The sequence below is a fragment of the Cupriavidus sp. R6-3 genome, assembly GCF_059772245.1.
In genome coordinates this window covers 1-5356 of sequence record NZ_JCBAJO010000276.1, presented here as the reverse complement: position 1 = coordinate 5356, position 5356 = coordinate 1, and the positions used below count along the sequence as shown (strand labels likewise).

At 70.4% G+C, this 5356-nt stretch carries 4 protein-coding genes and 1 pseudogene; 2 read left to right on the top strand and 3 right to left on the bottom strand.

The window, feature by feature from the left end:
* Both AC6EI8_RS23775 and AC6EI8_RS23770 read left to right on the top strand, forming a co-directional pair.
* Positions 1-487: pseudogene (locus AC6EI8_RS23775) on the top strand (hypothetical protein); the annotation flags it as partial.
* Positions 484-987: a DUF6630 family protein gene (locus AC6EI8_RS23770; protein ID WP_226106978.1), complete on the top strand. Its 504-nt coding sequence runs from the start codon at positions 484-486 to the stop codon at positions 985-987. The pseudogene AC6EI8_RS23775 and the gene AC6EI8_RS23770, both read left to right, overlap by 4 nt.
* A 20-nt stretch (positions 988-1007) precedes the next feature.
* Here the strand turns inward: AC6EI8_RS23770 and AC6EI8_RS23765 are convergent, their stop codons facing one another.
* The 3 genes from AC6EI8_RS23765 to AC6EI8_RS23755 all read right to left on the bottom strand — a co-directional run bounded on the left by AC6EI8_RS23765 (position 1008) and on the right by AC6EI8_RS23755 (position 5132).
* Complete coding sequence (locus AC6EI8_RS23765) at positions 1008-2009, bottom strand: LysR family transcriptional regulator (protein WP_226106976.1); 1002 nt, start codon at positions 2007-2009, stop codon at positions 1008-1010.
* Positions 2010-2103: 94 nt separating this feature from the next.
* Positions 2104-3189, bottom strand: coding sequence for a Zn-dependent alcohol dehydrogenase (locus AC6EI8_RS23760; protein WP_149318621.1), 1086 nt, complete (start codon positions 3187-3189; stop codon positions 2104-2106).
* 200 nt (positions 3190-3389) lie between these two features.
* A complete protein-coding gene (locus AC6EI8_RS23755) occupies positions 3390-5132 on the bottom strand; it encodes an MBL fold metallo-hydrolase (protein ID WP_498383043.1) in 1743 nt (580 codons plus the stop codon).
* Between the last annotated feature and the right edge of the window lie 224 nt (positions 5133-5356).

Genomic DNA, 5356 nt, shown 5'->3' with positions numbered 1-5356 from the left:
CCACGCGCGCACTTGCTACGACCACCTGGCCGGCGAACTGGCGGTCGACCTGTTCGCGCGCATGACCGATTCGGGATGGATCCTCGTGCGGGACAGCGCGGTGGAATTGTCCGAGCACGGCGCGCACGGCATGGCGCAGCTCGGCGTGGATCTGGACGGCGCACGCCGCAAGCGCAGGCAATTTGCCTGCACCTGTCCCGACTGGAGCGAGCGCAAGCCGCACCTGGGCGGCGCGCTGGGCGCGGCCTTGCTGGACGCGATGCTGCAACGGCGCTGGGTCGAGCGCACGCCATCGTCGCGCGCGCTGCGGGTGACGCCACGCGGGATGCGGGAAATCGGGCAACTGGCGAATCAGGTTGGCCGCTGGGTCGGCACGGCGGATCAACGCGGTGAACCGACGCAGTGGACCGGCACAGCGGACCGACACAGTGGACGGCGGTCCGGCACACTGGATGTTTTGCAAGGGAAGCGGGAGGGCGAGCCGTGAATGGAGTCATCGACGACGAGTCGCGCCAGGCGGTCGAACGGCTGCTCGGCATGATCAATTTCGACGACGGCGCAATGGTCGAGAAGCAGTTGGCGCTGCTGGACGAGGCGCTGGAGGAAGCCGACGATACGGTGGAAGGCACCGAACTGCTGTCGGTGGTGCAGGACGTGGTGGACTGGGAAGCGGGCTTCCAGGTCGAACAGAATGACACCGCCACCTTTATCGACTGCATGAACCAGCTGGCGGCGCGCGTGGCGCTGGTGCTCGATTGGGGCGTCGACGACCCCGAGGACGAGGACTTCCTGGGCAGCACCAGCGTGCCCGAACTGATGGAGCAGGCGCACGAGCAACTGCGCGCGTCCGGCATCACGCTATGGCACTGGGAGATCGGCTCGGGCGTCTACGCGGGCTGGATCGCGCGCGCCGAGGACGATGACGAGATCCTGGCGATCGGCGAAACGCTGGGTGTCGAGCTGCGGACCGGCGACCAGCCGTTCTGAGCGCGGCCGCCGCGGCCGCATCAAGCCTTGATATCGGCCTTGGGGTCGCCCTTGATATCGCCCTTGATATCGCCCTTGGTATCGCCCTTCGCCTCCGCCTTCCCCGCCCGCCGCACTCCTCGCGCCGGCGCCGCGGCCCCCACCGTGTGCTCCATCACATCGAGCAGCGCCCGCACCGCGGCCGGCATCAGCTTGCGCGCGGGCATCAGCACGTAGACCTTCAGCGGCGACGACGCATAGGCGGGCAGCACGCGCACCAGCTGGCCCTGGCGCACCTGCTCGTCGACGAACTTCGGCGACAGGCGCGCGACGCCCAGCCCGTCGGTGGCGGCCTTCAGCCGGATCTCCGCGTTGTGCGTGCGAATGCGCGGGTCGACCGGCAGCACGGCCACCTCGGCGCCGTCCTGCACGAACTCCCAGCGCCGATCGTCGGCGTTGCCGATCACGGGCCAGCCGTTCAGATCGCTGGGCGAGCGCGGCAGCCCGCGCGCCTGGATCAGCGATGGCGCGGCATAGAAGGCGCGCTCGACCAGCACCACGCGCTTGCTGGCGAACGAGCTGTCGTGCAGCGTGGTGTTGGTCATCACGAAGGCCAGGTCGTAGCCGTGCTTGAGCAGGTCCGGCTGGTCCCAGGTGACGTCGATCTGCACCTTCAGGTTCGGATGCAGCGTCAGAAGACGCGACAGGCTCGGGGCCAGATGCTGCGAGCCGACCTCGTACGGGGTGGCGATCCGCAGCGTGCCGCTGACCTGTTCGCTGGCCGAGGCGGCCTCGGCGCTGATCTCGCGCAAGGCGGCGAAATGCGGCGCGACGCGTTCGTACAGCCGCTGGCCCTGCTCGGTCACGCGCACGCGGCGCGTGTTGCGCTCGAACAGCCGTCCGCCGAGCTGCGCTTCAAGCCGGGCGATCGCCGCGCTCGCGGACGACTTCGGCACCTCGGCCAGTTCGGCCCCATGCGTGAAGGTGCCTGCCTCGACCACGCGGCAGAAGATTTCCCAATCCTTCCATTCGATCGTCTTCATCGTCCCGTTCGCCGGCGCCTGAGATGCGGCGCGCGAGCGGGATTTTCCCACAGCGCGGGCGGCATCGTAGGTCCAGCGCTCTGCCGCGGCCGGACTAATGCTCGAACAGGATCACCGAGCGCGCCAGCTCGCCGCGCCGCAGCTCGTCGAAGGCCTCGTTGATGCGCTCGAGCGGCAGCCGCTGCGCGATCAGCGCATCGAGCTCCAGCCGGCCCGACAGATAGAAGTCCACCAGGCGAGGCATGTCGATCGGGAAGCGGTTCGAGCCCATCATCGAGCCCTGGATGCGCTTTTCGGCGAGGAAGTCGGTGCCCTTGAGTTCGACCTTGACGCCCGGCGGCAGCATGCCGATCACGGTGGCGGCCCCGCCCCGGCGCAGCATCGCAAAGGCCTGCTCGGCCGTGGCCTTCAGCCCGATCGCCTCGAAGGCGTGATGGACGCCGCCGCCGGTCAGCGTGCGCACCGCGTCGACGGGATCGGCCGCGCTGGCGTCGACCACATCGGTGGCGCCGAAGCGCCGCGCCAGCTCCAGCTTGCCGGGCAGCCGGTCGATCGCGATGATGCGGCCCGCGCCCGCCAGCGCGGCGCCGTTGATGGTGGCAAGACCGATGCCGCCGCAGCCGATCACCGCGACGGTCTCGCCCGGCCGCACGCCGGCCGTATGCGTGACCGCGCCGAAGCCGGTCGTCACCGCGCAGCCGATCAGCGCGGCGCGATCCAGCGGCATGTCGCGCCGGATCGCCACCAGCGCATGCTCGTGGATCAGCATCTGTTCGGCGAAGGCCGACAGGTTCAGGAACTGGTTCATCGCCGCGCCGGCGGCGCGCAGCCGCGGCGGCTCGTCGTCACGGCGGCGCGTATCGGGGGCGACGCACAGCGACAGATGGCCGCTCAGGCAGTGTTCGCAGTGGCCGCAATAGGCCGACAGGCAGGTGATCACATGATCGCCGGGCTTGACCGTGCGCACTTCCGCGCCGACCTGCTCGACCACCCCGGCCGCTTCGTGGCCCAGCACCACCGGCATCGGAAACGGGTAGGCGCCGTCGAGAAAATGCAGGTCCGAATGGCAGACGCCGACCGCCGCGGTGCGCACCAGCACCTCGCGCGGGCCGGGCTTGTCGATGGCGAGGTCTTCGATGACCAGCGGGGTCCTGGGCTGATGCAGCACGGCAGCTTTCATGGTGTCTCCTTGTTCCGCTTGATGGGCTATCGGGAAATCCACTGCGATGTTGCGCCCGCCGGCGCATCGCCCGGGACGGGTCCGGGTCCCAGCGCTGGTTCCGCTCTGGCTCTGGCTCTGGCTCTGGCTCTGGCTCGGGCTCGGGCTCGGGCTCGGGCTCGGGCTCGGGCTCGGGCTCGGGCTCGGGCTCGGAGCGAAGCCTACTGCAGCATGCGCCAGTCGCCCTGCGCTTCCTGCGCCTGTCCGTCCGCCTGCAGCTTCAGCAGGTGCGCCAGCAGCGAGCGCTGCGCGACCGGCAGCATGCGCGGCGGCACGTCGTCGTAGACGCGCGGCAGCAGCGTTTCGATCGGCGCCGGCCCGAGCTCGCGCAACGCATTGACGACCTTGGCCTCGCGATGCTGCCGATGGCGCATCAGCAGGCGGATCGCGTCGCGCGGCCGCGGCATCAGGAAACCATGGCCGGGCGCGAGCCATTCGAGATCCTCGTCCAGCAGCGCGGCGAGCGAGGCCAGATAGGCCCGCATGTCGCCATCGGGCGGGCCGATCACCACGGTCGAGCCCTGCATCACGTGGTCGCCGGTAAACAGCAGCTTCTCTTCCTCGAGCAGGAAGCACAGGTGATTGGACGCATGGCCCGGGGTATGCACCACGCGCAGCGTGATGGCGTCGCCCGGTACATCCGTGTCGCCGAGCACGATGCGCTCGCCGTGTTCGAGCACGCGGTCCGGCGCAAAGGTCGGGTCCTGCCGCTCGGGCCGGTTTGCGATGCGCCCCAGCACCTGGGCCCCGGTCGCTTCGCGCAGCCGCACCGCGCCCGGCGAATGATCGATATGCGTATGCGTGACGAGGATCCAGCGGATCGGACCCGGCGCGGCGGCCAGCACCGCGCGCTGATGCGCCTCGTCGTCGGGGCCCGGATCGATCACCGCCCATTCGTTGCGCTTGCCGCCGCCGACCAGATAGGTGTTGGTACCTGGCCCGGTCATCGCGTTGCCGTTGTCGGCGGTCACGCGCCAGACGCGTTCCGACAGCCGCACCGGCACGCCAGGTTCGAGCGCATAGCGGCCGTGGCCGGCGCCGTCCGGATCGATGCGCGCGATCTCCGCGTAGGGCGGCTCGTCCGGCTGCACCGGGCGCACGCCCTTGGGGCCATTGGCCAGCCGCGGCATGATCAGCGCGATCTCGCGCAGGCCCTGCGCGTAGTCGAAGCAGGCCTGCGCCGTGGGGAAATGCGCGATCGACGCCAGCATGCGCCGCGTCACGTTGACCAGCGTCATGCCGCTGTCCGGCGCGATCGCCTCGGCCGGGCGCACCCAGCGATGATCGACCGCCTCGATGCCGTCGTGCATCGCGCTCTGGCCCGGCGGCAGCACCGCGACGAAGAAGCGCGTATCGAAACGCTTGGGCAGGCCCGGCGGCGTCAGCCAGTGGCTGATATAGGCCATCCTGTCCATCGCCAGCCGCAGATCGAAGCGGCGGCAGACCTCGGCGATGCCCGGGCCGCCATAGCGGACCGCCTCGCGCAGCCAGGCCAGCTGGGCGTCGTCGAAGCGTTCGAGCGCGACCATCTCGCCGTCGCGCTGGTAGGCGAACAGCAGACCGGCCTCCTCGCAGCATTCGCGCACCGCGCACAGGTAGAAGTCGAGCCCTCCGGCCGGCAGGCGCAGCCGTGCGCTGGCGGCGGCATCGTCGAGCCCTTCGCAGAGGCCGTGCAGCTGGTTGTCCTGCGGATCGAGCGTGCCGCCGGGGAACACATAGGCGCCGCTGCTGCGGTCGTCCTGGCGTTCGGGCCGGCGCACCAGCAGCACTTCCATGCCGTCGGCACCGTCGCGCAGCACCAGCACGCTGGCCGCGTGGCGCAGCGAAGGAGCGCGCGGACGCTTCGCTGGCGCGGCAGAGGGGGCGCCAGCGGCGGCGTCCGGGGTGGGATTCGATGGATTCATACGGGTCGAACAGATCGGGTGGGCGGCGCGCGGACATGGCGCGGGCCGTCATCGGATCGCCCTAGTGTAAGGGCAAGCGTCGCGGCGGTCATGGCGCACTGCGCCAGTGGAGCGGCAGCGCTGTGCGGTCACCGGCCGCAAGCCGGGCTGCGAACCGGGCTGCGAATGGGGCTGCGAACCGGGCTGCGAACCGGGCTGCGAACCGGGGCCGCGAGCTGGGCCCC